The following is a 25,058-nucleotide window of genomic DNA, read 5'->3' as shown; positions in this document are numbered from 1 at the left end:
AGAGGAATGAATATGAATCCACGCATTTGTATGGTTGGCAGCTCAAATATTGACTTGATCGCGCGGGTGCCGCGCATCCCCGCGCCCGCCGAAACTCTAATTGGTTCGCGCTTTCAAATGGGCTTTGGCGGAAAAGGCGCGAATCAGGCAGTGATGGCGGCGCGCTTGGGGGCGGAAGTCACCGTGGTGACGAAACTCGGGCGTGACGTGTTCGGAGAAAGCACGCTGGCCAACTACCGCGCTCAGGGCATCGACACCAACTATGTGTTGTTTGATGAGAAAGAAGCGTCGGGCGTGGCGCTGATCGCTGTCGAAGAAGGCAGCGGCCAGAACTCGATCATCATTGCGCCGGGAGCGAATTTCACGCTCACGCCCGCCGAGGTGCGCCTTGCCAGCCGCGCGATCCAGAGTGCTCAAATCGTCATGTGTCAATTGGAAGTTCCCATCGAGATTTCACTGGAAGCGTTTCGTGTGGCGAAAGGCGGGGGCGGGGTGACGACCATCCTCAACCCCGCGCCCGCCGCGAATCTGCCGATGGAACTGCTCCAGCTCACCGATATCCTGATTCCGAATGAGGTCGAAGCAGCCATGCTGACGGGGCTGCCGACGACTACCGACGCCGAAGTGATCACCGCGGCGCGCAAATTGCAGGAATGGGGTGTGAAAACGCTGGTAATCACGCTGGGGAGCCGCGGCGCGCTGCTAATCGATGGCAACGAGGAGCCGGTATTCGTCCGCGCGGAAGCCGTGCAAGCCGTCGATTCGACCGGCGCAGGCGACTCGTTCGTGGGCAGCTTTGCCTATCTGTTGGGATCGGGGCGCAGCGTGCGCGACGCGGTCGAACGCGGGTGCGCCATTGCGACGCGGTCAGTGCTGCGAACAGGCACGCAGACCTCATTCCCGCAGCGCGATGAGGTCGCTGACCTGCTGTAACCGAGGGCGATAAAGGCATCGGGCGATCTACTGGATCGCCCGATGAGTTATTTCTTCTTTTTCTTGGTGCGTGGGTCGTCCTGTTCAGTTTTCTGGACGACTTTATCAAGTTTGCCGAGAATGTTGTCGGCCTCAACTTGGGTACCGGGCTGCTTGGCGGGGGCTGCCGGTTTCTTCTTGCGCTGCTTCTGATTCTTATCTGGCATAGTTTGATGCTCCTCTGGATGAAATTCATCCTGTAATGATTATATGCCCGAACACTAGTCTAGCTCGTGAGAACCGTGTGAGTATCAATCAGTAGGGTAACTATAATGAAGCGGGCGATCCACTGGATCGCCCGCTGGTCACTTGCTCTTGTTTTTGAGATCTTCTTCGATCTGTTCCCTATCGCCTTCGGCGGTATCGGGGTTATGCGAAACTTTGCGATCCCGACTGCCGAGCGGCTTGTCACCTTCCGCCTGGCTCGTTTCGCGCGAGCCTTCTTCGGCTAACGGATCTTTGCGCTGCTTCTCGTCTTTGTCAGGCATAGCCCATCTCCTTGTAATGTGAGATGTCATTGACTATACCTCTGAAACGTAATGCTCGTCGTTAGAACCGGGTGAGCGTCCTAGATCATCGGGTGGTCGTGCAGGTACTCGATGAAACGCGTACCGTGCGCGCGCCCGTAAAGCAGCGTGAGATCGCGCAGACCGTCACGCGCCGCCTGATTGCCAAAATCGCCTTCGCTCATGCGCCACATCCAATTCCCTGCGGGGACGTTGGGCGTGTTCATGCGCGCATCCGTGTCGAGGCTCAGCACGTCCTGCATCGGCACAACCGCCATGTGACTGACCGAGGCCTGAGCGATGCGCATGAGCGTCCAGTTCGCTTCGGTGACTTCCTGATTCACGTATAACTCCACATGGCGGCGGATGTGTTCGTTCGTCTCTTTGTCAGAATGCCACCAACCCAGCGTCGTGTTGTTGTCGTGCGTTCCGGTGTAGACCACGCTGTTTTCGATATGGTGATGGGGCAGGAACAGGTTCGCCTCGGGCAGGTTGCCCCACGCGAACTGCAGGACCTTCATGCCCGGCAGACCGAGACCGTCGCGCATCGCTTCGACGCCGGGGGTGATCACGCCGAGATCTTCGGCGATGATGGGCAGGGCCCCGAGCGCGGCTTCAATGACACGGAAGAAGGGAATATCCGGCCCCTTGACCCACTGCCCGTTGACAGCGGTTCGTTCCTCATTGGTCGGAATTTCCCAGTAGGCTTCAAAACCGCGGAAATGGTCAATGCGGATGATGTCGACCTGAGTCTGCACCGCCTTGAAGCGACGAATCCACCAACTGTAACCATCTTTCGCCATTTCCTCCCACTTGTAGAGCGGGTTGCCCCAGTACTGACCGGTCGCGCTGAAGTAATCCGGCGGGACGCCCGCGACGACGGTCGGGTTGCCGACCTCGTCGAGATAGAACAGATCGCGGTTGGCCCACACATCCGAGCTGTCATGGGCGATGAAGATCGGCACGTCGCCGATCAGCTTGATACCTTTGTCGTTGGCGTACTTTTTGAGCGCGCTCCACTGCAAGGCGAACTGCCACTGGCGGAACTTGTAGTCTTCGATGTTTTCTTTATGGCGGTTAAGCGCATCTACGAGCGCCTGCGGGTCGCGCAGTGCGACATCGGCTTCCCATTCCACCCACGGGCGGCCATCGTGCTCATCCTTGAGCGACATAAACAGCGCGTAATCGTCGAGCCAATCTTTGTTTTCGGCACACCACTCGGTGAACTGCTGCTGCTGGGCTGGCGAGGCTTTTTTAGCAAAATTCTGATAGGCGAGCGTGAGTTTGTATTTGTGATAAGTGAAGATCCAGCCGTAATCGACATGATCGGTGGGGAAGGGCGGCAGGTCGGCGAGGTCTTCCGGGGCGAGCCAGCCATCCGCAATGAGCTTGTCGAAGCTGATCAGGTACGGGTTGCCGGCAAAGGCCGACAGCGTCTGATAGGGCGAATCACCGTAGCTCGTCGGGCCGAGCGGCAGAATCTGCCAGAGGGTTTGATACGCCGATTCGAGCCAATCGACGAAATTGTATGACCACTGGCCGAGGTCGCCGATACCGTAGCGCCCGGGCAGGGAGGTTGGGTGCAGCAGCACACCACTAGAACGAGGAACGAGCATCCATGTGTCCTTTCAAAAACACGCAATTTGCCCTTAAACATAGCACAAAACCCCCCGCGTGTGATAGATTTTAGGCTTGAGAGCGAAATGACAAAGATCACCAATGGAACATATCACAGGTACGGTTGAGCGCATCACCTTCTATAACGACGAGAACCATTACGGCGTGATTCGCATCAAGGCGGAAGAAAAATTCCCGACGATTGAAGGGCCGGATGGGACGATCACGGTGGTGGGAGTGCTGCCGGGGATCAACGTGGGGGAAACAGTGCGCTTCAGCGGCGCTTGGGTGAGCGACCCGCGCTATGGCAAGCAGTTCAAAGCGGAGACGCTCACCCCGGTGACGCCGTCGACCGAAATCGGGATCGTCAACTATCTCGCCAGCGGCATCGTCAAGGGGATTGGCGCGAAGACCGCGCGCAAAATCGTCGATCACTTTGGCACCGAGACGCTCAATGTCCTTGACCGCGAACCGCTGCGCCTGCACGAGGTGCCGGGACTCAAACGTGAACTGGCGCGCGATCTGGCGCTGGCGTGGCAAGAGAACCAAGCTATCCGCCAGACGATGATCTTTCTGCAAGGTTATGGTGTGACCAGCAAGATGGCCGCGCGCATCTTCAAGTTTTACGGCGCGGCGGCGATTGCGACCGTCAAAGAGAACCCCTATGCGCTGGCCGACGAAGTGAACGGCATTGGTTTCATCCGCGCTGATGAAATCGCGCAGAACATGGGGCTGCCGGCGGACGCGCATTACCGCATCCGCGCCGGGCTGGTCTACGCCTTGAATCAGATGACCAAAGAGGGGCATGTCTATATGCCGCGCCTTGAGCTTGTCAACAAGGCCATGGAGATGCTCAAGATCGACAACGTGGGGCGCGTGCAGGCCTCGCTGAGTCAGGAGACGCTGGCGGGTAACCTGATCATCGACGCGAACATTGGCGACGGCGCATTAGGCATGGAAGCGGTCTACCTGCCGCTTTTCTACCACGCGGAGCGCAAAGTGGTGCGCCTGCTGCGAGAACAGGTCAGTGAAGAGTCGGACATTCGCCGCCACGTCAAAGGCTTGAAGTGGGCGAAGTTCCTGAAGGATCTGGCCGAGTTTAATGAGGTTGATTTAACCGAGCAGCAGCAAAGTGCCGTGCGCGCCGCGCTCGAACATAAGGTCACGGTGTTGACGGGTGGCCCCGGTACCGGCAAAACCACGACGCTGCGCATGGTCATCCACGCGCTGGATTCGCTCAAGCACAAGTTCGCGCTGGCCTCACCGACGGGGCGCGCGGCCAAACGCCTCGCCGAAGCCACGGGTCATCCTGCCAAGACGATCCATCGCCTGTTGGGTTGGACGCCCGGCGAAGGCTTTGTGTACGACGAAGATCAGCCGCTGGAAATCGACATGCTGATCGTGGACGAAGCGTCGATGATCGACTTGCTGCTGTTCAACGATCTGCTCAAGGCACTGCCGCCGAACGCGCATTTGATGCTGGTCGGCGATGTCGATCAGCTCCCGAGTGTGGGCGCGGGCAACGTGCTGCGCGATGTGATCGACAGCGGCGTGGGCTATGTCACGCGGCTCAATGCGATCTTCCGTCAGTCGAACACCAGCCATATCATCGTCAACGCGCACCGCATCAATCAGGGTGAACCGCCGCTGACGGATAACAACAGCGCCGATTTCTTCTAGTTCGGCGAGGACGACCCGGCACGAGCGGCGGAATTGGTGGTGGATATTGTCAAGAACCGTCTGCCGACCAAATTCGGCGTGGATCCGATCAACGATGTGCAGGTGATCGCGCCGATGTATCGCGGCGTCATCGGCGTGAACGCGCTCAACGAGGCGCTGCAACGCACGCTCAACGGCGATAAACGCATGGCGGAAAAGGTGCTCGGCGGGCGGGCGTTCCGCGTGGGCGACAAAGTCATGCAGACGCGCAACAACTACGAAAAAGATGTGTTCAACGGCGACATCGGGCGGTTAGTCGAAATCGATTTTGAGGAGCAGGCGTTCGGGATCGACATCGACGGTTCGTTCGTGATGTATGACTGGACGGAGGCTGACCAGTTGATTCACGCCTACGCCATCAGCACGCATCGCAGTCAGGGCTCGGAATATCCAGTGGTGGTTATGCCGATCATGACGCAGCACTACATGATGCTGCAGCGCAACCTGCTCTATACCGCGGTCACCCGCGCGAAAAGCTCGTCGTGCTGGTGGGCAGCCGCCGCGCGGTACAAATGGCCGTGGAGAACAATAAGGTCGCCGAGCGGTATAGTGGACTTTTGCAGCTTCTACGAGGATAGGTTGTAACAGCATGGCGAAATTTGTATCCCGTTCCGGACAGCTGCCGATGACGGCGGACGTGGTGATCATCGGCGGCGGCCCCGCAGGCGCTAGTGCCGCGTGGGCGTTGGAGTGCGCGTCACCGGGAATTCGCACAGTCATCATTGAACAGGGGAGTCAGCTTGCGTCCGGGGCGTCGAATGCCTCGCTGGAGAACTTCCGCACGTGTTGGACATCGCTAGGAAACGCCCGGTTGATGGGGCGCAGCATTGACGTGTTTCGTCATGCACAGGATTTGTTGGGCGCGGACATCGGCGTGAAGGAACGCGGTTACCTGTTCCTTGGCTTTAACGAGGAGCAAGCTGATGGTTTGCGCGCCGATGTGCAGCGTTTGCACGAGATCGGATTGACGCATGTCGAATATCTCGATGCCGCCGAACTGCAGGCGCGTTTCCCGCAGGCTGGACCACGCGCGGTCGCGGGCAAATATGACCCCATTGCCGGATGGTTGGATTCACACGCGCTCGTGCATGCCTTTGTCCGTCAGGCGGCGAACTGCCAGGTGCTGCTCGATGTGCCCGAGACGCGTATTGAGGTAGAGGGCGGGCGCGTGGTCGGCGTGTGGACGCCGTCTGGACGCATCAGCACGGCCACGGCGATCATCGCAGCCGGTGCGCGGTCGCGGCAGGTGGGGCGGATGGCGGGGGTCGAATTGCCCGTGGTGGTACGCCCGCGCCAAAGCTTTACGACCCCGTGGCGCCATGCCGACTTTCCCGAACATTCGCCGATGCTCATTGGCGCGGCGCCGTTCGCGCACGTGCGTCCCGAGGCGCAGACTGGAGCGATCTTCGGTCACGAGTACAACTGGAATGATAAACTGGTCAAGGCGGATGGCGAACCCGCCCATGATTACCTGATCGACCCGATTTATCCCGTCTAACAGCTCAAAGACCCGCGGTTCCCTTCGGTGACGCTGGCGATTCTGGCCCGGCAGTTTGGGCATGCGGACGGCGAAGGTTTCGCTAATCCTCGCTATTTACGCGGCATCGATCACCGCATCAACTACTACGTCTTCCGCGACAACGCCTACTACGCCGATGAGCAGGGCGTTCGCCGCAAGTATGTGAGCCAGCGCGCCATCATTGACGCGTGGTCGGAGGTCGGCGGCCTCTACCTATCCATTGCGCATGCGGGACACGGTATCATGTCCAGCCCGGCGGCGGGCGAGATCATGGCGGCGCGGGTGCTCGGTCAGCCGCTGTCCGACCCGGCATTTGCCGATTTCAATGTTGATGCTCCGTACGCCGATTATGATCGCGGCGGCCTATCTAAAGATTAGCACCCCATAACGATAAGGATACCGAATGCAAGGCGCAGCACCCGGCGGACCTGAGTCCGCCACTTTGTTGATCTCGTGCCCCGACCAACCCGGTCTGGTGGCGACCGTTACCGAATTCATCTTTCGTAACCAGGGCAATATTCTGCATCTCGACCAGCATGTGGATACTGAAGCCAATGTGTTTTTCATGCGCGTCGAGTGGGATTTGACCGCTTTCACCATTCCAGCCGCGGCGATTGCCACGGCGTTCACCGCCATCGCTGAACCGCGTCAGATGACGTGGGAACTGCATTTCTCGTCGAATGTGCCGCGCATGGCGGTGTTCGTCTCCAAGCTCGGCCACTGCCTGTATGATATCCTGGGGCGCTACCAGTCCGGCGAATGGCGAGTAGAAATTCCGCTGATTGTGAGCAACCACCCGGATATGCGCGCTGTTTCCGAGAAGTTCGGGATTCCATATGTCGAATTCACGATCACCAAGGAGAACAAGCGCGAACAGGAAGACCAGCAGATCGCACTGCTGAAGCAGCACCATATCGATTTTGTGGTGCTGGCACGCTACATGCAGATCATCTCGCCGGAAATGGTGGCACAGTTCCCCAACCGCATCATCAACATCCACCACTCATTTTTGCCTGCGTTCATCGGCGCGAAGCCGTACCATGCGGCGTTCGCGCGCGGTGTGAAGATCATCGGCGCGACGAGCCACTACGTTACGTCCGATCTCGACGCTGGCCCGATCCTCGAACAGGACACGGTGCGCGTGAATCACAAAGACTCAGTTGAGGATTTGGTGCGCAAGGGGAAAGATGTGGAGAAACTCGTGCTGGCACGGGCGATTTGGTATCACCTGCAGCGGCAAATTCTCGTTTATAACAACAAGACGGTGATCTTCAACTAAGCTTGTGTCTGAAGGACGCCAAAAGAGGACGAGATATACAGGGTGTCTAAAAAGCGCACAGTTATCCCGGTTAGGGGGCCGCCCAAGGCCCCCACCAACACCCCCCCCCCCCCCGGGGGGGCCCCCCCCCCCCCCCCCCCCCCCCCCGGCCCCGGCCGGGGCCGGGGGGCCCTCAACCCCGAACGGCCGCAAACCACAGCCCCTACAACTTTCGGAAGACCACTTGAGGATCCTTCGAACCGTAATAAAAGGGCGCAGCACGCTGCGCCCCGACAATCAATTCACTCACGAAAGCTACCCCTCAATCAACAGTGATTCGGGGTCTTCGATCAATTCCTTCACGCGGACGAGGAACTGTACGGCTTCGCGACCATCCACGATGCGGTGATCATAGCTCAGCGCGACGTACATCATCGGGCGGATGACGATCTGGTTGTCGACCACGACCGGACGCGGCTCGATTTTGTGCAGGCCAAGGATGCCGACCTGCGGCGGGTTGAGGATTGGCGTGCTCATCATTGAGCCGAAGACGCCGCCGTTGGTGATGGTAAACGTGCCGCCGCGCAGGGCTTCGAGAGAGAGTTCGCTACGCCAATATCGTAGTACTTCTTCAGCACGATTTCGTCGGTCTGGATTTCGGCGTTGATGCGCGGTTGGAACTTGAGCGCGCCGATCACCGCCTTGACGAAGAACGATGAGAGGCCGAGGCTAACGCCGTAGCGTTCCTTGAAGGCGTTCTTGCGGCGCTCGCGCAGTTCCTGCACCGCGCTCATGTCAATTTCGTTGAAGGTGGTGAGCATGGCTGCGGTGTGCTGCGCCTCGACCAAGCGCGCGGCAATCGTGCGGCGGCGGCGCGACATCTTGATGCGTTCTTCGGCGCGACCATCGTTCGCCGTGACAGGCATGGGCGGCTGGAACGGCGTCGGCACCACCGGGCGCGGCGCGGGCGTCTGGGTGGCGGGCTGATGCTGCGCTTCGAGGTAACGCTGCACGTCGCTCTTGGTCACGCGTCCACCGGGTCGACCGGGCGGCACCTGCGCGAGATCGATGTCCTGCTCTTTAGCGACGCGCTGGGCGACCGGGGTCGCGGTGATGGCTGGTTTGGCGTCGACGGGTTCCTGCGTGGCCGGGGCAAGCGTTTGTTCCGGCGCTGGATTGGGCGCAACGGCGGCATTGTCGTCGATCGAACCGAGCACGTCACCGATTTTGACGTCTGTGCCAGCCGGATGATCGATTTTGCTGAGCACGCCGCTCTTCTCCGCGCCGACTTCAAGATCGACTTTGTCGGTTTGCAGGACGACCAGCGCCTCGCCAACGGCCACAGGGTCGCCTTCGTTTTTCAGCCAGCGGGCGACGGTCGCTTCGACCACCGATTCGCCGAGATCCGGTACTTTGATTTGGAATGCCATGCTCTACCTCTACCTAACGATAATGTCCGCGAGACTTTCCTGAACGTCCACGCTGAAGGCCTGCGCGATCAGCGCCTCTTGATTGATCTTATGCCGTGTCGCCGAGCCTTCCGCCGGGCTGGAGTTGCGCGGTCGCCCGATGTAGCGCAGCGGCAGCCGTCCCTTAAGCTGATCTTGCAGCAGCGGGCGGGCAAATTCCCACGCGCCAGCGTTTTCCGGTTCTTCCTGCAGCCACACGATTTCGGTCGCGTTGGTGTAGCGGTCGAAAATCGGCTGCAAGTCTTCCGTGGGGAAGGGGTACAACTGCTCGACGCGCACGAGGGCGACTTCGGGATGATCGGCGCGCGCTTTGCTGTTGACGATATCAATGTACACCTTGCCGCTGCACAGAATCACGCGTTGGACGGCTGCCGGAAGCGCGGTATCGTCGATGACGGGCTGCCATTGACCCTCAGCCAGTTCGTTGAGCGACGAGATCACCAGCGGGTGGCGCAGCAGGCTTTTGGGCGTCATCACGACCAGCGGCAGTGGATCGCTTTCCAGCAGGAGTGCCTGCCGCCGCAGCAGATGAAAGTACTGCGCGGGTGTGGTCGGGTTGGCGACCCGCATATTGATATCGGCAGTCGCCTGCAAAAAGCGTTCGAGCCGCGCGCTGCTGTGATCCGGCCCCGCGCCTTCGTATCCGTGCGGCAGCAGCATGACGAGCGATGGCGTCAGCCCGAACTTGGCGCGGGCGGAGACGACAAATTCGTCGATGATGACCTGTGCGCCATTGTCAAAGTCGCCGTACTGCGCTTCCCACAGCACGAGCCGGCGCGGCGCTTGCACGTTGTAGCCGAATTCAAAGCCGAGCGCGGCGGCTTCGGACAGGGGGCTGTTATAGATTTCGTAGGCGGCGCGGGCCTGCGGTAAAGCTTGCAGCGGTACGAACGGGTCGCCGGTCGTCTGATCCGTGAGGATGGCGTGCCGCTGGCTATACGTGCCGCGCCCGACATCCTGACCAGTTAAACGCACAGCGATGCCGTCTTCGAGCACGCTGGCGACGGCCAAGTCTTCGGCGGTGGCCCAGTCGATTACGCGCTCGTCCAGCTTCTCGACCGCGTCGCGGCGCTTCTGCATGGCTTGTGCCAGCTTGGGATGCACATTGAAGCTCACCCGGCATGGTGAGCAGCGAGCGGTTAAGTTCGCGCAGGCGTTCGACCGGGATGGCCGTGACGAGCCGACGCGCGGTCTTCGGCACGGGTGGCGTGGGCAGCGGCTCGATCAAGTCGCGTTCCGGGTCGAGCCCTTCGAGCACCGATTGCAGCTTCAGATTGTGATCCTTGACGAGATCCTCGGCACGGGCGCTGCTGATCACGCCGCGCTTGACGAGCGTATCCGCCCAAATCTGACGCACTGTCGGGTGATTCTTGATCTTGGTGTACATCAACGGCTGCGTGAAGAATGGCTCGTCGCCTTCGTTGTGACCCCAGCGACGGTAGCCAATCAAGTCGATGACGAAGTCGCGCTCGAACTCGGCCAGGTAGCCAAAGGCGATGCGGGCGGCTTCGATGCAGGCTTCCGGATCGTCGGCGTTGACGTGCAGCACCGGGATTTTGAAGCCCTTCGCGAGATCGCTGGCGTAGAGCGTGCTGCGCGAGTCGACCGGATTCGTGGTGAAACCGAGCTGATTGTTGGTGATGATGTGAAGCGTGCCGCCGGTCCAATAGCCGGGGAGCTGCGACAGGTTGAGCGTCTCCGAAACGATGCCTTGACCGGGGAAGGCCGCATCGCCGTGAATGAGAATCGGCTGCGTGATGCCCGGGTCAAAGGCTGGCTTGCCGCGCTTGCCGACATCTGTCCCCGCGGCGCGCGCCATGCCTTCCACGACCGGGTTGACGAATTCCAGATGGCTGGGGTTGGGGGCCATCGTCACGACCGAGTCGACGGGGGAGCCATTCTTGATGGCGCGGCGACCGCCGAGGTGGTACTTCACATCGCCCATCCAGCCGATGTCGTCGCCGTGGCGGTGTTTGCGTACCGGGTCTTTGAATTCGGCGAAGATGTTGGTGTACGACTTGCCGAGCGTGTGGGCGAGCACGTTCAAGCGGCCACGGTGTGCCATGCCGATGAGGATGTTTGTTTCGCCCGCGTCGGCCAGCAGCGCGATGATTTCGTCCAGCATCGGCACCATGATGTCGAGACCTTCGATGCTGAAGCGGTGCTTGCCGGGGAAAATGCGGTGAATGAAGCGCTCAAACACTTCAACTTCGGTCAGACGCTGGAGCAGCGCTTCCGAGTCGAGGGGTTGGCTGCGGACGGAATAGCGCCCGCTCTCAATCGCTTCGCGCAGCCATTCGCGCTCTTCCGGGCGGCGGATGTGGTCGAAGTCGTAACCAATGCTGCCCGCGTAGATCGCGCGCAGTAGTTCGGTCGCGTCCAGCGCATTGCGCGCCGAAGCGAGCACCCCGCCGACTAGGCTGGCGGGCAGACGGCGCAGATCGTCTTCGGTCAAACCGTACGACGACATATCGAGCGAGGGATCGCCGAGGGGCTGTGAGCCCAGCGGGTCAAGCTGCGCGGCGAGATGACCGTATTCGCGAATTGCTTGCGCGTACTTGACGACAGCGGCGACTTTGGCGACATCGGGCGTCACCATGACCGGAGCAGCAGCGGCCTCCGAGGCGTTGGGGGCTGGCTCTGGCGGAGTCCAGCGCTCGAAGAAAGCGCGGGTAGCCGCATCGACCGAGGCGGGGTCGTGCAGATAGCGTTCGTAGAGTTCAAAGACGTAGGCTGCGTTGACGCCAGAAAACGGATTCCATGTCATAGAGGGAGTCCACAATCCTGAATATTGTGCTTAAGAATAGCCATGAGTCTATCATCAAAGTCGGAATATACCCACCGTTTTTTCGGGTTTTTGTGCGTTAAATGGTATTATCAGCCAATTGATAACGTTCCCATAGGCACCAGCCACACCACTGGATTGATCGCTCATGAAGCAGGGTCTCGAAGAAATCGCAAAACTCGCGGGCGTGTCCAAATCGACCGTATCCCGGGTCGTCAACAATCAGCCGAATGTCAACGAACGCACACGGCAGCGGGTGCTCGAAATCATCCGCGAGGTGAACTTTCGCCCGAATAAGGCGGCGCGCGCGCTGGTCACGCAGCACACCAAGGTGCTGAGTGTGGTCATTCCCCAGCCGCTGGCGGCGACTTTCACCGATCCGTATTTCCCGCGTCTGCTGCAAAGCATTTCCGGCAAAGCGAACCAGCAGGATTACGCGATCATGCTGTGGATTGGCGACAACGCCGAGCAGGAAGACCGCTTTACGGATCGCATCTTGAACAACAGCTTTTTCGACGGTGTGCTGATCGCGTCGGCAGTCGATGATGATCCGCTGGTGGAACGCTTGAAAGATGCCGGGTTTCCCTACGTCTTGATTGGACCGGCGCAAAAAGGCGTGCCCTACAACGTGGATGTCGACAACCTCAGCGCATCGCGCGAAGCGGTCCGTCATCTGATCGCGCTGCATTATCGGCGCATCGGCACGATCACCGGGGTGCTGAACATGGGCGCGGCGCAGCATCGTCTGCAGGGCTACCGCGAGGCGCTGGCGGAAGCCGGCCTCGACGCCGATCCGAACTTGATTCTCTCCGGCGATTACAACGAAATTCAGAGCTATGAGGCGATGCGCCACTTGATCGCCCACGGCGTCGACGCGGTGTTCTGTGCCAGTGACGTGATGGCACTGGGGGCAGTGCGCGCGATCACTGATGCTGGCTTACGGGTCGGCGTCGATATCGGCGTCGTCGGGTTTGACGACATGCCGTTCGCGTCGACGCTGCACCCGCCGCTCACGACAGTGCGTCAGCCGATTGCTGACCTCGGTGATCGCGCCACGGACATCCTCATGCGCTTGATCGAGGAAGAACCTGTGCTGCAGGATCACGTGCTGCTGCCCGCGCATCTCATCGTGCGGCAGTCGTGCGGGGCATCCGTGCGCAGCTAGTTCAATTTGAACGAACTAAGCAGACAACAAAGCGCCATCCTAGGATGGCGCTTTTGTGTAGGCTAGCTTGGCAGTTTCTCGACGGCTGTCGGCTTGGTGGAACTGGCAACTGCGATTGGTCGCCGCCGTTTGGCGCGCCAGCGATTCCACGTGCCAACGATGCCGTAGGGGAAAACCATCACCACGATTATGAAGATGAAGCCCGAGATCAGCATCCAGCTTTTGCCGATGTCGAGCACGAGGTCGGGCGTCACGGTGATTACTCGGTCACGCAGCAAGCGGTCAAGCAGATGCAGTGTGGTCGCGCCGACGACCGGGCCGGTGAAGGTGCCTGCGCCGCCGATAATCGTCATGAGCAGCGGATCAATCGTGTAGGCGACGCTCAAGAGTTCCGGGCCGACCTTCTTGTTGAAGACGACCTGGAGGACACCCGCGACTGCCGCCAGCATTGCCGCAACCGTGAAGGCCATCAGCTTGAAGTACAATGTATTGTAGCCGATGGTCTTGGCGCGTTCTTCGTTCTCGCGCACGGCCAGCAGCACCGCTCCGGTCGGCGAAAACATCAGCCGTCGGATGAACAGGAACGTGAGCACGAAGATCGCCAGCACGATGTAATAAAAGGTGATGCGGTCGGCAATGGGGTTAAGCCAGGTTGGCAAGGTGGTGAGCGTAAAGCCGTCTTCGCCTTTGGTCAGCGGCAGGCGACCCCAGAAGATGTAGAACGATTCGGCAATCGCCAGCGTGAACACCGTGAAGTAGACCCCGCGTAGCCGCAGGGATGCCAAGCCGATCAAAAGGCCGAGCACGCCGCAGATCAGCACGGCGCCGAGCACGCCGACGATCACCCCCATGTCGGGTGACAGATCGGTATATTCGAGCGCTAGCCCGAGAATGTAGCCCCCCATACCGAAGAACAGCGCATGCCCGAACGAGATGATCCCCGAAAACCCGAACAGCAGGTTGTAGCTGATGGTGAAGATGGCGAGGATGTAGATTTCGATGATGGTGCCCTGCCAGCTCACCGCCGCGCCGCGGGTGGCGAACGGATCGCTGTTGGTCAGCGCGCCGATGAGGTGCGGCAGCGAAATCAGCAAAATCAGGATGATGAGCAGACCAGTATTGGATTGGAGCGTTTTGCGCCAAAAGGTCATGCTAGTTCTCCTTACCGAACAGGCCGCTGGGACGAATGAGCAGGATCAGCACGAGCAGGAGCATGGGCGTGAGGCTTGCCCACACGGGCGCGTTGACGCCTGGCGAAGCCGACCAATCCTGAATGACGGCAACGGCCACGCCGACGAGAATGCTGGCGATAGCGGTACCGCCATAGCTGCCCAAACCGCCGAGCACGACAATTGCGATGGCGGAGAGCAGAAATTGGTTCGCTAAGCCCGTCGAAGCCCCGAGGAAGGGGGCGGCGACTGCACCACCGAGCGCGGCGACGGCACACCCAAGGGTAAAGACCAGTGTGAACACGGCACGCACGTTGATGCCGAGCGCTTCGACCATCTGGCTATCTTCTACGCCCGCGCGGATGATGATGCCAATGCGCGTGCGCTGGAGCAGCAGACCGATCCCGATAATCAACAGGAAGCCCGCGCCGATGACGAATAGACGATAGGTACTGAACTGCTGCTCAAACACGGTGAAGAAGCCGGAACGCGCGGTGAACATCGCCGTCCAACTGTAGGGCGTGGGCGTCCACACGACTTTGATCAGTTCGCCGATGACGAGCGCGACGCCGAAGGTCAGCACGATCTGAAAGATGGGGCGGGCGTAGAGCGGTCGCAGCAGCGCGCGCTCAAAAAACACGCCGAGCACACCGCCGACCAGCACCGCGGCGAGCAGCGAAACCACGAAGCGCACATCGCCATTGGGCAGGACGCTGATGAGCTGCGGCGAGTGATGCACGGCATAGCCGACATACGCGCCAATCATGAAGAACGACCCTTGTGCAAAATTCAGCACGTCCATGAGACCGAAGACAATCGACAGGCCGGATGCGACCAGAAAGAGGAGCATCGCCTGAAATAAGCCAGACATAATGGTGATGCCGAAGCTGCCGAGATCGCCATTCGCGTTGACGAAACCAAACAGGAGCAGCGCGACCGCGACGACGGCGATCAACCAATAAGTTTTGTTCATAAACCGCTCCTTTTAGGCAACGCCGAGATAGCGCTGGATGAGCGCGGCATCGTTGATCAGGTTGGTCATCTCGCCGGTGTGGACGCTGCAGCCTTCTTCGATGACGACGTAGCGGTCGGCAAGCTTGCTCGCCATGCGGAAGTTTTGTTCCACCAGCAGCACGGTTGTCGTTTCGGCGAGTACACGGATGGCGTGCATCAACTGCTCAATGATGACCGGAGCCAGACCTTCGCTCGGCTCGTCAATCAGCAGCAGGCGGTTATCCGGCACGAGCGCGCGCGCAATCGCGAGCATCTGCTGCTGCCCGCCGGAGAGCTTACCACCGGGGAGCGTATATAGGCGTTTCAAGTCAGGGAAGAGTTCGAAGATGAAGTCGACTTTACGGTCGAGGTCACCCTTGCTGCGTTCAGCGATTTCAAGGTTTTCGCGCACGCTCAGCGCTTTGAAGATCGCGCGGTGTTCTGGCACATAGCCGATGCCGAGCTTGGCAATCGTGTAGGGGCGCTTGCCGACCAGCGGCTGACCCTCGAACAGGACGGTGCCCGTGCGCGGCGGGGTAATGCCCATGATGCTCTTGAGGGTGGTCGTCTTGCCCGCACCGTTACGCCCGAGCAGAACCGTGATGCTGCCTTGCGGGACGGTCACGCTTACACCTTCGAGGATGTGAAACTGCCCGATGAAGGTGCTGATAGCGCCCACTTCGAGAATGTTATCCGCCATGTCCGCCTCCATAGTCACTGAAATCGCCATAGAGTTCGCCGAGGTACACGCTTTGCACGGTCTTGTTGGCCGCGATTTCGGCGGGGATGCCTTCGGCCAGCACACGCCCGGCATTCATGACGGTGATCTTGTCCGAGATGTTCATGACTACGTTCATGTTATGTTCGACCATGATGATGGTTTTGCCGCCTTGCTGGCGGATGGTATCAATCGTGCCGATCAGCTCGGGCACCTGCTCCGACGCCATACCCGCCGTGGGTTCGTCGAGCAGCAGCATTTCAGGGTTCGGCGCGAGCAGAATCGCCAATTCCAGCTTGCGTTTACCGCCATGTGGCAGGGTATTTGCGGGCATATGGACCATATCGGCGAGGCCGACGAGTTCAATGACTTCGGTCGCGCGCTTGATGTAGTCTCTGAAGGAGTCGGCGCGCCGGAACAGGCGGAAGTTGATTGTGCCCAGCGCCTGCGCCGCGAGGCGGACGTTTTCGAGCACGGTCAGGTTGGGGAAAATGTTGGTGATCTGGAACGAGCGCCCGATGCCGAGATGGGCGCGCCGGTGGAGTGGCAGGTAGGTGATATCTTTGCCGTTAAACAGTACCGTGCCGGCGGTGGGGCGGTGATTGCCCGTGAGCAGATTGAAGAAGGTGGTCTTGCCCGCGCCATTCGGCCCGATAATCGAATGGAGGCTGCCGCGCTGCACCTCAATGCTGACCGCGTCAACCGCCACCAGACCGCCAAAATCTTTACGCAAAGCGCGTGTTTCGAGAATGATGTCTTTTTGGGTCATAGAATCTCTTTTGACATGGGGGCCAGGTTGCCCTCGCCCCCACCACTAGTTACAGCTTAGGACGAAGCTTCGAGGCTCGCCAGGAATTCTTCGTTCAGAGCGCAGCGTTCTTCACCTGCTTCGCACGGCGGGATGATATCCAGCGCCGGGACTTCCTGCAGCAAGGTGTAGAACTTCTGATCCGGGTCATCGAGGTTCGCGAGCTGGACGATGTACATCGGGACAAGCGCCTGATGATCGCCGGGGCGGATAATGTACGTGCCCTTCGGGCCGTCGAACTGGAGGCCTTCGAGCGCGGGGATCAACGACGCGGGCAGCGTATCGCCGCTGGTCGAGCTGACCGCCGACGAGAGCGCCTGCGCGGTCGCGAAACCGCATTCCGTGAACAGATCGGGCACGTCGCTGTAGACGGCCTGATGCTTTTCCACGAGCCAGTCATTGATTTCGTTCTGCGGCAGGGCGTACTGGTAGACGATCCAGCTCACGTTGCCGATATTGCTCGGGTCGCTCAGGGCGACAATGTCGTTGCTGTTGAAGGCTGCGACGACCGCCATCTGATCCTTGACGCCCAGTTCGTCCAACTGCTGGAACAGGGTGACGCTGGTGTCGCCCGCCCAAATCGGCAGGACGGCATCGGCACCGCTGTCCAGAATCTGCTGGATGTAGGTGGTGAAGTCGGTGGTTTCCAGCGGCGCGAAGATCGGTTCCTGAACGAAGTTGATGCCACCCGCGCCGAGGACGGCCTGCGCCGCACCCGCCGAGGCCCGACCAAACTCATAGTCCGCCGCGAAGATCACGAAGTTCGTGCCGAGGTTTTCCTGAGCGTAGGGGACGAAGGACAGAAAGTCCTGATAGGTGTTGCGGCACACGCGGAACGTGTTGACATTGAAGTTTGCGCCGGTGATGGCCGGGGAGGCACCGGGGGCGGCGAACAGCACCACATCGTAGTCCAACGCGACCTGCTGCAAAGCGACGGTCACGCCGGAGGACGGCGCGCCCACGAGAATTTCGACGCCTTCCTGTTCGATCAGTTCACGCGCCTGGCTGGTGGCCGTGTCGGGATCGCCGCCGTTGTCACGGACGAGGATTTCGACCGGACGGTCGCCGATGGTGAGGGTGGCGAGCGCTGCGTCGATGCTCTCAAATTCGGTCGGGTCGATGCCCGCCGAGTAGAGCAGACCGAGCTTGAAGCCGAATTCCAGCTCATAGCCGTAAATGGTCAGTGCACCGGACTGATCCGTCATCAAACCGATCTTGAGCGGTTCACCCTGTGCGGCAACAATGCTGACGCCAAACGCCAACACCAACACTGCGACTAACGAAAGTAAAGCGAATTTCCGAAGCATGTCTTTCTCCTCTAAATTTTATACCGCTGTATCGGCTTGATCGCCGGAATACACTCACTTGGCTCCGAGATGCGCGACGAAATACCCGTTGAATTCGTCCGGGCGTTCGATGTACGGAGAATGGCCCGTGTCCTGCATGACGATTTCCTGATATTGGCCGCCATTGGCCGCGTAACTGTCGAGGACGGCGCGCGTTTGGCTGACCATCGGCTGCGGCGGGTAAATCTCCATGCCCGGCCAACCGGGGACGTAGCCGAGGCTGCCCAACGTGCCAAATTCCAGCAGTGATTGGTCGGAGATGATCAGGTCGTGGCTGCCGCGCACCCACAGAATCGCCGGCTTGTGGGGGGCAGTGATGAAGCGCTGCACGTAGTCGCCGACGTACTTGGGCGACAGGCCGTTGGTCGGGCCGAGCACGCCCGGAGCGACGCCCGGCCAGTTGGTCGAGGCGACATGATCGCCGGGATAGTCTTCGGGGCCGACATGCGCGGCGAGGATCGACGAAAGCAGATCTTCTTCACGGGGCGGGACGAACGGCGGTTTCCAGTAAAAGCCGTTCATGACGCCCCGCGGGGAGCTCTGCGGATTGTCGAGCGAGCGGTCGCCTTCGCTCATGCGTTGGGCAAACGCGGCGTTGACCGTGCCGCCGCCGGAACCCGCAAAGTCGGGGAAGGTCGGCGTGCCGTTGATGTCTTTGGTGCCGCCGTAGCCGTAGGGCGAACCGGGGCAGACGACGGTTGCGGTGAGGAAGCGCTGCGGGTAGTCGGCGAGCAAGCGCCACACAACCGACCCGCCGAGCGAATGACCCGCGACATGCACTTTGTCGTAGCCGAGCGTGTCGAGCAGTGCGATCGCATCGTCGGCGAGGTCGCCCATACCGCGTGTGGCGTCGATCTTCTTGGCGCGATCCGCATCGCCATAAGCGCGCTGATCTGGCGCGATGCCGCGGTAGCCCGCCGGAAGCATGGTCATGATCTCCTCCCAGTAAGTCGCGGAGGAGGCGTTGCCGTGCAGGAACAGCACCGGAATGCCGTCCTCGGGGCCGAAAAACAGGACGCGCGTGGTGATGCGCGGGCTGGTGATGGTTTGGGCTGTTATGCCGGGTAGCGTCGGAATAGGCATCGTTTTCTTGTCCTCAGAATAAGCCAACTATGTCATGACGGACGAGGCGTACCCCGTCCAAAGAAGATGTCTAACTAACGACCATACTGCTCGACGAGCTGTCGCTTGTCGATTTTACCGGGACCGGTCTTCGGCAGTTCAGCGACGAAGACGACGGTCTTGGGAACTTTGTACTTGGCTAGGCGGTTCGTCAGGAAAGCGATCAGTTCGTCGGCTGTGAGCGTTTGCCCCGGCTTGACGACGATCACTGCGCGTCCAACTTCGCCCCACTTCGCATCTGGTACCCCGATCAGCGCGGCTTCCGCGACGGCGGGGTGCGCGTGCATGACGCTCTCGACTTCCGCCGGGTAAATGTTCTCGCCGCCCCTGATGATCATGTCCTTCAAGCGGCCCACGCTGGTGTAGTAGCCCTCGTCATCGCAGCTCGCGAGATCGCCGGTATGCAGCCAGCCAGCGACGATGGTCTTGGCGGTCGCTTCGGGATTGTTCCAGTAGCCGGGCGTGACATGCCCGCCGCGGATGAGCAGTTCGCCCGGTTCAGAAGCGCTGCACGCTGATCCGTCCGGGCGGACAACTTTGACATCGACATGGAACAACGGGAAACCGACCGCGCCTGGCTTGCGGCGGACATCGGCTTGCGGCAGCCAAAAGGTATTCGGTCCGGCTTCGGTCAGGCCATAGCCCGTCTTGAAGTCGACACCTTTGGCCCAGAACTTCTCGAAGACTGGTAGAGGGCAGGGCGCGCCGCCGCTGATGATCAGCTTGAGGCGCGAGAAATCCGCCGCTTCCCAGCGTTCATGTGCCTGCATGACCACGAACATGGTCGGCACGCCGAAGTAAAGCGTGACGCCGTGCTGGTCGATGAGGTCGAAGACGCTCGCCGCATCGAAGCCCTTGCACACGATGCTCTTGCCGCCGATGTGAATGAGCGGGAGCGTGAAGACGTTCAAGCCGCCTGTGTGAAACAGCGGCGAGTTGAGGATGGCGACATCGTGCTCGTCCAAGCCCCACGAGACAACCGTGTTGATGCTGTTCCACGTCATGTTGCCATGCGTGAGGATCGCGCCCTTGGGCAAGCCCGTCGTGCCACCCGTGTAGCAAATCACCCACGGATCGTCGAGTACCAGCTCGGGGCGGTCGGCGAGCAACTTGGGCTGCTGATCGCGGTCGCGGAAGGCGCAGTCCGACGCATCAGCCTTAGCGCCAAAGGCGACGAAGTGGCGCACACTCAGCACATGCGGACGCAGCGCGTTCACCTGCTGAGCATATTCATCCGAATAGATGAGCACGAGCGGCGCGGCGTCGATGAGCAGGGCTTGCAGCTCGGTGACGGTCAAGCGCCAGTTGAGGTTTTGCAGGATCGCGCCGATCTTGCCGCATGCCATCCAAACATCGAGATAGTCGAGGCTGTTGGCGGCATAGACGGCCACTCGGTCACCGCGCCCAACGCCGAGCGAACGCAGATAGTTCGCGGTGCGGTTGGCGCTCGCATTCCACGCGCGGTAGCTGATCTCGCGCCCGGTTGCGGCTTCTTCCAGCGCAATCCGATCCGGCGAGAGCTTCGCCCGGCGATCCAGCCAGTCGGTGACGTAAAAAGACTTTTGCGTTTCCATCACGATAACACTTTTTGCGCTACGGCTTTTTTGTCGATTTTACCCACGGCGGTCTTCGGGATGGCGTCCACAAACACCACGTTTTTCGGAACTTTGTACTTGGCGAGACGGTCACTCATGAAGATGGTCAGCGCCTCGGCGGTGATTTGGCCTTTGGCGACGACGACCGCCCAGCCGACTTCGCCCCACTTGTCATCAGGCACACCGATGACGACCGCTTCGGCCACGTCGGGATGCGCCATGAGCACGCTTTCGATTTCGGCGGGATAGACGTTCTCACCGCCGCTGATGATCATGTCTTTGATGCGCCCGATCACCCAGATGTAGCCTTCATCGTCGGCGCGGGCGAGGTCGCCCGTGTGCAGCCAGCCATCAACGACCGTTTTGGCGGTCGCATCCGGGTTGTTCCAGTAACCGGGAATGACGTGCATGCCGCGGGTGATAAGTTCGCCGGGTTCATCTGCCACGCACAGTGAGCCGTCTTCGTGGACGATGCGGACATCGGCATGAAATACGGGTACGCCAATCGCGCCCGGTTTACGCTGAATATCGTGGTTGGGCAGCCAGATATTGTAGGGGCCGCCTTCGGTTAGCCCGTAGCTGACGCGGAACTGCTGCACGCCTTTCGCCCAGAACTTCTGGTAGATCGGCTCGGGGCAGGGCGCCCCGCCGCTGAACATCGCCTTGATGCTGGAAAAGTTCGCTGTTTCCCAGCGGGGATGCGCCTGCATCAGCGCGTACATGGTCGGTACGGCGAGGTAGACGGTGACCTGCTGCTGCTCGATGAAGTCAAGCGCCTTCTCCACATCGAAGGCTTTGGTGACGATCACCTTGCCACCCACGTGGAACAAGGGCAGCGTGAAGATGTTCAGCCCGCCCGTGTGAAAGAGCGGCATACTGAGCAGGAAGACATCATTCTGGTTAAGGGGCACGCTCATCACGGCATTGACGCTGTTCCACGTCATGTTGCCATGCGTGAGAATCGCGCCTTTCGGGATGCCGGTCGTGCCGCCGGTATAGCAGATCACCCACGGCGCGTCGGGGTGGAGCTCGGGCAGCTTGTCCCACGCCGTTGGGCAGGATTCACGTTCCGCGAAGGGCAGATCGGCCGAATCGGCCAGTTGATTGAGCGCGACGAAGCGCCGTACCGAGGGGATGTCCGAGCGCAGGGTGTTGACCTGACTGACGAACTCGTCGGAGTAGACGAGCACGACGGGCGCGGCGTCATTGAGCACCACACGCATTTCGGGAATCGCCAGACGCCAGTTCAGCACTTGAAGAACTGCTCCAGTCTTGTTGCAGGCCATGAGCAAGTCGAGGTATTCGACACAGTTGGTCGAATAGATAGCAACGCGATCGCCCGCCTGCACGCCGAGCGAATCGAGCATATTGGCCGTGCGATTGGCGATGGCGTTCCACGCGCGGTAGCTGATGTCGCGCCCGCTCAGCGCATCATGCAGGGCGATGCGGTCGCCGCTCAGTTTGGCGCGACGATCCAACCAATCGGTGACAAAGAAGGACTTTTGCGGTTCCACAAGGTTAACCATGTCAAATAAAGTTGATGCCGGGGACAAAGCGCCCCGTGCGCGTCATGTATTCGGCATACTGCGGGTAGACTGTCCGCAGCATGGCTTCTTCAAACCGGGCTTTCTGACCAAAAAAGACGATGAACACGACCGTCATCAGGAGCGGCACGATGTGACCGTGCGCTAGGGCCGCGCCGAAGGCTCCGAAGATCACCCCGGTGTAAATGGGGTGGCGAATCCACTTGTAGACGCCTGTCTCCACTAGGCCGACGTTCTGATTGGGCGTGGGCGTGATGTTGGGCAGCGCCGCGTTGCGCCGCATGTGTTCCAGTATGCCGAACATGATCACCGCAAAGGCGGCGATCACAATCAGGAAGCCGGGCAGCACCAGCCCGCCGCCGACCGGAAACGCGATCAACAGCACCGCGAACACGCCGAACAGAACAAACTGGAGGAGGACGAACAGCACAGCGCGGCTCATCGGCTAGCCCCACCGCACCGCGACGGCGCTCCACGTATAGCCTGTGCCTGCGCCCGCCAGCACGATCAAATCGCCGGGCTTGATTTTGCCCTGCGCCAACCCGAGCTGAAGCGCCAGCACTTGATCGACACTTTGCACATGGCCGTGATCTTCCAGATAGATAGATTGTTCGGCGGTTAAGCCGACCGATTGCAGGATTTCCAGATAAAACGAGCGCTTCATATGCGTGATGCCGAGAAATTTGACATCTGCGAGTTTCGCGCCGCTCTTGTCGACGGCTTCGGTGATCACGCGCTGGAAGTTGCCGAGCGACGAACCGCCGAGTCGTTCCGCCATGTAGTCGCCGTTCTGCACGTCGAGCCGCCCGCGCAAATCGCCGATGCCGTCGTCGGCAATGCCCACGACTGCTTCCGGTTCGCGCGTGACGATCACCGTCTCCGAGAGTGTGCCATCGGTGATGGCGGATGCGCCCAGAATCAGGTTTTTGGTTGCGCCGCGCTGGAGCAGCATCGCGCCGCCGCCCGCGCCAAAGTTGAACATGAAGCGTGAGCGCGCGTTTTTCAGGTTGATCAGGTCGTTTTCGCGGCTGCCCGCAGCGAGCAGCACCGTGTCGAGGCTGGAGTCGCCGAGCATCATGCTCTTCGCCATGTTCATGGCAATCGGCGCGCCCGCGCACAGCGCGTACATCTCGAACGAGTAGGCATTGACCGCGCCGACATTGGCCTGAATCTTCGCGGCGGCGTTCCACACCAGATGATCTTTGAATTCGCTGCCGTGCGAAATCACCAGCTTGATCTGTTCTGGCGTGATGCCTGCCGACTGAATCGCCTCGATTGAAGCGCGCGAGGCCATCGCCGTCACGCTGTCGTCGTCCCCGGCGATGTGGCGCTGGCGAATGCCCATTTTGTCGCGCAGCACCGCTTCGGGAATACCGGTCGCCTCGACCAAATCCGCGGCGGTCTGGATGGCACTGGGGAAGTAAGTCCCCATGCCGATAATGCCTACGTCAGTCATGCGTTCTCCCTGTAGACCACGCGGCCTTCGACCATTGTGAGCTGCACATTGATGCGCTCATCCACGAGGATCAAATCCGCGTCTTTGCCGAGTTCAATGCTGCCTTTACGGTTCGAGATACCAACATTGCGCGCGGCGTTGAGACTCGTGGCCTGCCAAATGTTGGCTAATGGCTCACCCGTCGCCGCCATGAAGTTGCGCACCGCTACGTCGAAGGTGAGGGTGCTGCCGGCCAGCGTGCCATCAGGCAGCCGTGCCGCGCCGTCTTTTATGGTGATCACGCGGTCGTCAATGGGGTATTCACCGTCGGGCATGCCCGCGCCGCGCACCGCGTCGGTGATGAGGATGACGCCATCCGCGCCCTTGGCCAGCCAGACCAGCTTCATCGCGGCGGGATGCACGTGAATGTTGTCGGCGATGAGCTCGCAGCGGAGTTGGGGCAGGGTGAGCGCCGCACCGAGCGTACCCGGTTCGCGGTGATGCAGCCCCGTCATGGCATTGAAGGTGTGCGTTGTCTGCGTCAAGCCCAACTCGACGGCGGCGCACATGTCGTCGTAGGTAGCGGCGGTGTGTGCGGCAGATACAGCTATGCCACGCTGCGAACACTCGCGAATCAGCCAGTGGTTTTCCGGGTATTCGGGCGCAACGGCCATCAATCGAATGCAGCCTGTATTCAAAAAGTCGAGGCCTTCATCGCGGTCAGCGCGGCGAATGTAGGTGGTGCTCTGTGCCCCGCAGCGCGCCGGGTTGAGGAATGGCCCTTCGACATGCGCGCCGACGAGGGCCGCGCCGCGCATTTCGGTGCCAGTTAAGGCGGCGATAGTTTCGAGCGCGGCTTGAATGCGTTCACGTGAATCCGTCCATGTGGTGGCGAGAAACGAGGTGACTCCATGCCGCGCGTAAAACCCGGACATGGTGTGCAGCGCCTCGGGAGTGGCGTCCATTGCTTCGAAGTTTGCGCCGCCGTGGACATGCACGTCGACGAAACCGGGGAGCAGCGTCGCGCCTGCGGCATCGATCACGCTGTCGGCTGTGGGGGCGTCACCGCGACCGTACGCGGCAATCCGACCATCACGTACGAGCAGCCAGCCACGCGGAATTACGCCGAGTGGGGTGATGATCTGCGCATTGACAAAAATACTTGAAACAGGAATCAAAATTAGTTCACCTCAAACAATTACTGACATGGTAGGTTGAGACGGGGCGCGGCGCAACTACATAAAAAGGTTGTTACCGCCCACGCGAACGGAGTATAACCAATCTGGCGGCGCTGGGGGTGGCCCAGTTCGCCGCGAAA

General features: G+C 60.3%; 23 protein-coding genes and 1 pseudogene. 7 read left to right on the top strand and 17 right to left on the bottom strand.

Going from position 1 to position 25,058, the window contains the following annotated elements:
• The first annotated feature begins 12 nt into the window (after positions 1–12).
• Positions 13–933 (top strand): ribokinase, encoded by a 921-nt coding sequence (gene rbsK, locus IPK17_RS24215; RefSeq protein WP_343420268.1) that lies wholly within the window; start codon positions 13–15, stop codon positions 931–933.
• Positions 934–980: 47 nt separating this feature from the next.
• On the opposite strand, the gene IPK17_RS24210 is transcribed toward rbsK, so the two are convergent.
• From IPK17_RS24210 to malQ, 3 genes are all read right to left on the bottom strand, one after another.
• On the bottom strand, positions 981–1,139 hold the full coding sequence (locus tag IPK17_RS24210; protein WP_343420267.1) for a hypothetical protein: 159 nt from the start codon (positions 1,137–1,139) through the stop codon (positions 981–983).
• Between the two features lie 138 nt (positions 1,140–1,277).
• On the bottom strand, positions 1,278–1,460 hold the full coding sequence (locus IPK17_RS24205) for a hypothetical protein (RefSeq protein ID WP_343420266.1): 183 nt from the start codon (positions 1,458–1,460) through the stop codon (positions 1,278–1,280).
• A gap of 80 nt (positions 1,461–1,540) precedes the next feature.
• The gene (gene malQ / locus IPK17_RS24200) at positions 1,541–3,094 is read right to left on the bottom strand and encodes a 4-alpha-glucanotransferase (protein WP_343420265.1); all 1,554 of its coding nucleotides are present in this window, start codon (positions 3,092–3,094) and stop codon (positions 1,541–1,543) included.
• 103 nt (positions 3,095–3,197) lie between these two features.
• Here malQ and recD2 point away from each other — a divergent pair, with 103 nt between their 5' ends.
• Genes recD2 through purU form a run of 5 tightly spaced genes read left to right on the top strand, consistent with a single transcriptional unit; the run spans position 3,198 to position 7,612 of the window.
• On the top strand, positions 3,198–4,775 hold the full coding sequence (gene recD2, locus IPK17_RS24195; protein WP_343420264.1) for an SF1B family DNA helicase RecD2: 1,578 nt from the start codon (positions 3,198–3,200) through the stop codon (positions 4,773–4,775).
• A 39-nt stretch (positions 4,776–4,814) separates the two neighbouring features.
• Positions 4,815–5,399 carry an ATP-binding domain-containing protein gene (locus IPK17_RS24190; protein WP_343420263.1) on the top strand — a complete coding sequence of 195 codons (585 nt, stop codon included), beginning with the start codon at positions 4,815–4,817 and terminating at the stop codon, positions 5,397–5,399.
• 4 nt (positions 5,400–5,403) lie between these two features.
• The gene (locus tag IPK17_RS24185; RefSeq protein WP_343420262.1) at positions 5,404–6,312 is read left to right on the top strand and encodes an NAD(P)/FAD-dependent oxidoreductase; all 909 of its coding nucleotides are present in this window, start codon (positions 5,404–5,406) and stop codon (positions 6,310–6,312) included.
• Between the two features lie 27 nt (positions 6,313–6,339).
• Entirely contained in the window at positions 6,340–6,711 is a 372-nt protein-coding gene (locus tag IPK17_RS24180; protein WP_343420261.1) for a hypothetical protein, read from the top strand.
• 25 nt (positions 6,712–6,736) lie between these two features.
• Complete coding sequence (purU, locus tag IPK17_RS24175) at positions 6,737–7,612, top strand: formyltetrahydrofolate deformylase (protein WP_343420260.1); 876 nt, start codon at positions 6,737–6,739, stop codon at positions 7,610–7,612.
• Between the two features lie 294 nt (positions 7,613–7,906).
• Here the strand turns inward: purU and IPK17_RS24170 are convergent.
• The 3 genes and pseudogenes from IPK17_RS24170 to IPK17_RS24160 all read right to left on the bottom strand — a co-directional run bounded on the left by IPK17_RS24170 (position 7,907) and on the right by IPK17_RS24160 (position 11,827).
• Positions 7,907–9,021, bottom strand: a pseudogene (locus IPK17_RS24170) (2-oxo acid dehydrogenase subunit E2).
• A 9-nt stretch (positions 9,022–9,030) separates the two neighbouring features.
• Complete coding sequence (locus tag IPK17_RS24165; RefSeq protein ID WP_343421503.1) at positions 9,031–10,035, bottom strand: 2-oxoglutarate dehydrogenase component E1 family protein; 1,005 nt, start codon at positions 10,033–10,035, stop codon at positions 9,031–9,033.
• The gene (locus IPK17_RS24160) at positions 9,995–11,827 is read right to left on the bottom strand and encodes a thiamine pyrophosphate-dependent enzyme (RefSeq protein ID WP_343420259.1); all 1,833 of its coding nucleotides are present in this window, start codon (positions 11,825–11,827) and stop codon (positions 9,995–9,997) included. Before IPK17_RS24160 ends, IPK17_RS24165 begins: the two co-directional genes overlap by 41 nt.
• Positions 11,828–11,993: 166 nt before the next feature.
• Here IPK17_RS24160 and IPK17_RS24155 point away from each other — a divergent pair, with 166 nt between their 5' ends.
• Positions 11,994–13,010 carry a LacI family DNA-binding transcriptional regulator gene (locus IPK17_RS24155; protein WP_343420258.1) on the top strand — a complete coding sequence of 339 codons (1,017 nt, stop codon included), beginning with the start codon at positions 11,994–11,996 and terminating at the stop codon, positions 13,008–13,010.
• 62 nt (positions 13,011–13,072) lie between these two features.
• On the opposite strand, the gene IPK17_RS24150 is transcribed toward IPK17_RS24155, so the two are convergent.
• The 11 genes from IPK17_RS24150 to nagA all read right to left on the bottom strand — a co-directional run bounded on the left by IPK17_RS24150 (position 13,073) and on the right by nagA (position 24,918).
• Positions 13,073–14,161, bottom strand: coding sequence for a branched-chain amino acid ABC transporter permease (locus IPK17_RS24150; protein WP_343420257.1), 1,089 nt, complete (start codon positions 14,159–14,161; stop codon positions 13,073–13,075).
• Position 14,162: 1 nt separating this feature from the next.
• A complete protein-coding gene (locus IPK17_RS24145; RefSeq protein ID WP_343420256.1) occupies positions 14,163–15,152 on the bottom strand; it encodes a branched-chain amino acid ABC transporter permease in 990 nt (329 codons plus the stop codon).
• A gap of 12 nt (positions 15,153–15,164) precedes the next feature.
• Positions 15,165–15,872, bottom strand: coding sequence for an ABC transporter ATP-binding protein (locus tag IPK17_RS24140; RefSeq protein WP_343420255.1), 708 nt, complete (start codon positions 15,870–15,872; stop codon positions 15,165–15,167).
• Positions 15,862–16,659 (bottom strand): ABC transporter ATP-binding protein, encoded by a 798-nt coding sequence (locus IPK17_RS24135; RefSeq protein WP_343420254.1) that lies wholly within the window; start codon positions 16,657–16,659, stop codon positions 15,862–15,864. The genes IPK17_RS24140 and IPK17_RS24135 overlap by 11 nt, the downstream gene beginning before the upstream one ends.
• 56 nt (positions 16,660–16,715) lie before the next feature.
• Complete coding sequence (locus IPK17_RS24130; protein WP_343420253.1) at positions 16,716–18,005, bottom strand: substrate-binding domain-containing protein; 1,290 nt, start codon at positions 18,003–18,005, stop codon at positions 16,716–16,718.
• Positions 18,006–18,059: 54 nt separating this feature from the next.
• The gene (locus IPK17_RS24125; protein WP_343420252.1) at positions 18,060–19,127 is read right to left on the bottom strand and encodes an alpha/beta hydrolase; all 1,068 of its coding nucleotides are present in this window, start codon (positions 19,125–19,127) and stop codon (positions 18,060–18,062) included.
• Positions 19,128–19,201: 74 nt separating this feature from the next.
• Entirely contained in the window at positions 19,202–20,740 is a 1,539-nt protein-coding gene (locus IPK17_RS24120) for an acyl-CoA synthetase (protein WP_343420251.1), read from the bottom strand.
• Positions 20,740–22,275 (bottom strand): acyl-CoA synthetase, encoded by a 1,536-nt coding sequence (locus tag IPK17_RS24115; protein ID WP_343420250.1) that lies wholly within the window; start codon positions 22,273–22,275, stop codon positions 20,740–20,742. Before IPK17_RS24115 ends, IPK17_RS24120 begins: the two co-directional genes overlap by 1 nt.
• 13 nt (positions 22,276–22,288) lie before the next feature.
• Positions 22,289–22,747: a methyltransferase family protein gene (locus IPK17_RS24110; RefSeq protein ID WP_343420249.1), complete on the bottom strand. Its 459-nt coding sequence runs from the start codon at positions 22,745–22,747 to the stop codon at positions 22,289–22,291.
• A gap of 3 nt (positions 22,748–22,750) precedes the next feature.
• Complete coding sequence (locus IPK17_RS24105; RefSeq protein ID WP_343420248.1) at positions 22,751–23,761, bottom strand: 3-oxoacyl-ACP synthase; 1,011 nt, start codon at positions 23,759–23,761, stop codon at positions 22,751–22,753.
• Positions 23,758–24,918: an N-acetylglucosamine-6-phosphate deacetylase gene (nagA, locus tag IPK17_RS24100; RefSeq protein WP_343420247.1), complete on the bottom strand. Its 1,161-nt coding sequence runs from the start codon at positions 24,916–24,918 to the stop codon at positions 23,758–23,760. Before nagA ends, IPK17_RS24105 begins: the two co-directional genes overlap by 4 nt.
• Between the last annotated feature and the right edge of the window lie 140 nt (positions 24,919–25,058).

The organism is Candidatus Flexifilum breve, from assembly GCF_016713355.1.
This window is presented reverse-complemented; position numbering and strand designations above follow the sequence as displayed.

Coding starts and splice junctions, on each gene's coding strand:
- IPK17_RS24155 (WP_343420258.1), top strand. CDS start 11,994: ATGAAGCAGGGTCTCGAAGAAATCGCAAAACTCGCGGGCGTGTCCAAA.
- IPK17_RS24105 (WP_343420248.1), bottom strand. CDS start 23,761: ATGACTGACGTAGGCATTATCGGCATGGGGACTTACTTCCCCAGTGCC.
- IPK17_RS24145 (WP_343420256.1), bottom strand. CDS start 15,152: ATGAACAAAACTTATTGGTTGATCGCCGTCGTCGCGGTCGCGCTGCTC.
- purU (WP_343420260.1), top strand. CDS start 6,737: ATGCAAGGCGCAGCACCCGGCGGACCTGAGTCCGCCACTTTGTTGATC.
- recD2 (WP_343420264.1), top strand. CDS start 3,198: ATGGAACATATCACAGGTACGGTTGAGCGCATCACCTTCTATAACGAC.
- IPK17_RS24110 (WP_343420249.1), bottom strand. CDS start 22,747: ATGAGCCGCGCTGTGCTGTTCGTCCTCCTCCAGTTTGTTCTGTTCGGC.
- IPK17_RS24210 (WP_343420267.1), bottom strand. CDS start 1,139: ATGCCAGATAAGAATCAGAAGCAGCGCAAGAAGAAACCGGCAGCCCCC.
- IPK17_RS24205 (WP_343420266.1), bottom strand. CDS start 1,460: ATGCCTGACAAAGACGAGAAGCAGCGCAAAGATCCGTTAGCCGAAGAA.
- IPK17_RS24135 (WP_343420254.1), bottom strand. CDS start 16,659: ATGACCCAAAAAGACATCATTCTCGAAACACGCGCTTTGCGTAAAGAT.
- IPK17_RS24140 (WP_343420255.1), bottom strand. CDS start 15,872: ATGGCGGATAACATTCTCGAAGTGGGCGCTATCAGCACCTTCATCGGG.
- IPK17_RS24130 (WP_343420253.1), bottom strand. CDS start 18,005: ATGCTTCGGAAATTCGCTTTACTTTCGTTAGTCGCAGTGTTGGTGTTG.
- IPK17_RS24185 (WP_343420262.1), top strand. CDS start 5,404: ATGGCGAAATTTGTATCCCGTTCCGGACAGCTGCCGATGACGGCGGAC.
- malQ (WP_343420265.1), bottom strand. CDS start 3,094: ATGCTCGTTCCTCGTTCTAGTGGTGTGCTGCTGCACCCAACCTCCCTG.
- IPK17_RS24120 (WP_343420251.1), bottom strand. CDS start 20,740: ATGGAAACGCAAAAGTCTTTTTACGTCACCGACTGGCTGGATCGCCGG.
- IPK17_RS24160 (WP_343420259.1), bottom strand. CDS start 11,827: ATGACATGGAATCCGTTTTCTGGCGTCAACGCAGCCTACGTCTTTGAA.
- IPK17_RS24150 (WP_343420257.1), bottom strand. CDS start 14,161: ATGACCTTTTGGCGCAAAACGCTCCAATCCAATACTGGTCTGCTCATC.
- rbsK (WP_343420268.1), top strand. CDS start 13: ATGAATCCACGCATTTGTATGGTTGGCAGCTCAAATATTGACTTGATC.
- IPK17_RS24125 (WP_343420252.1), bottom strand. CDS start 19,127: ATGCCTATTCCGACGCTACCCGGCATAACAGCCCAAACCATCACCAGC.